The organism is Bradyrhizobium sp. P2_E8, assembly GCF_056403875.1.
The window spans coordinates 1-1581 of sequence record NZ_JBFUES010001358.1 but is presented as its reverse complement, the minus strand read 5'-3'; the positions used below and the strand labels follow the sequence as shown (position 1 = coordinate 1581).

The 1581-nt window shown below is 63.6% G+C and carries 1 protein-coding gene; it reads right to left on the bottom strand.

Translation table 11 applies throughout. From position 1 onward, the window contains the following. Window positions 1-1433: amino acid adenylation domain-containing protein (locus AC1D00_RS40415; RefSeq protein ID WP_477014549.1), on the bottom strand; the 1433-nt coding region annotated here is incomplete at its 3' end. Between the last annotated feature and the right edge of the window lie 148 nt (window positions 1434-1581).

Here is a 1581-nt window from a genome sequence, read left to right as displayed (position 1 = left end):
GCGGGGAGGCGCGCGCCGCAGTGCTGGCGCAAATCGCTTTCCGCCATCCTTGCACCCGAATAGGCGGCCAGAAGCCGACTTGCGCCAGAGGCATCTTGAAGCACCACGGCGAGGGCGCGGGTGATGCCCTCGCATGCCACAAGCGCGTGGTCGATCTCCTCCAGTTCGACCCGATACCCCCGAAGCTTGACCTGATTGTCCGCGCGGCCGCGAAAACGCAGCACACCCGTTTCGGCTTCGGCCTCCACGAGATCGCCGCTCCGATAGAGTATCGATCGATAGCCGCCGATCAGCGGGTCCTGACAAAAGCGGCGGGCCGTCTCCTGGGGATTGTTGATGTAGCCGAGCCCGACGCACGGGCCGCCCAGCCACAACTCGCCGGCAGTTCCCGCGGCGACCGGCTTCATGTCCTCGTCCAGAATCCGATAGCTGAAATTGGGATTGAGCCGCCCCAGCGGAGCCAGACCGTCGTCAGTGTCGAAAACCGACTCGACGATCTCGAAACCGCTGCAGATGCAGCTTGTCTCGGTCGGGCCGTAGCAATTGATCAGCTTCGCCTTGCCGGCGAACGAATCGTGGAATCGGCGCAGCCGAGCCAGCGGAAATCCCTCGCCGCCGAACATGAACCGGCTGACGCTCGGCAGCCATTCGGGACTCAGCAGATGCATGGAGTCCAGGAACATGAAGAGGGTCGGCACGGCGAAGAAGAACGTGCACCGATGCCTCGTGATCTCCGCCACCAGCTCCGCGGGCGGCCTCCCCTTCAGCGCGTCGAGCGCGACAATCGCCGCTCCGTTCAGCAATCCCGCATAGATGTCAAAAACCGAATTGTCGAAATAGATCGGATTGACGTTGGTCAACCGGTCGTGCGAACCAATTCCAAGGTCGCTCTTCGCCCATGCAATGAGGTGAAGCACCCCCTGATGGGGAATGACCACGCCCTTCGGCTCGCCCGTCGATCCGGAGGTGAACATGACATAGGCCGGATCGGCCCCGGTGATCAGGGACGTCAGCGGCAGATTGTCGTCGTCGAGCTTCGAAACGGCATGATGCAAGGCCGCTCTGGCCTCTGCATCGCCGATCACCGTCCGCGGGCCGGATCCCTCGCGCACGCTGACGATCAAGGCTGGCCGGCATCGCTCCAGCATGAGCCGGGCACGCTCCGCGGGGGCCGCAGGGTCCAGGAATGCATAAGGCGCCCCGATCTTGATGCAGGCGATGGCAAGCGCATAGGCCTCGGCAATCTTCGGCAGTTCAAGGCACACCACGGCGCCCTTGCTCACGCCCTGCGACGTCAGCCATCGCGCCAACCGGTTTGCCGACTTGTTGAGCTCTGAAAACGTGAAGTGATCGCCCTCGCAGATCAGTGCGACAGCGTCCGGCGAAGACGACACGACCTCTTCGAAGCGCAGCCCGAGACTATAGGCGGTCATACCGGCACCTCCGCCGCTTTATGACTGTCAGGATCAGCCGGCGCGCCCAGCAATGCCGGCACGATCTCGGCAAAATCCCGCCGGTTGAGCGCGATCACGGCCGCGGGCAGTTGCGCATCCGGAAACTGAGCCCGCAACGCGTTCCCGA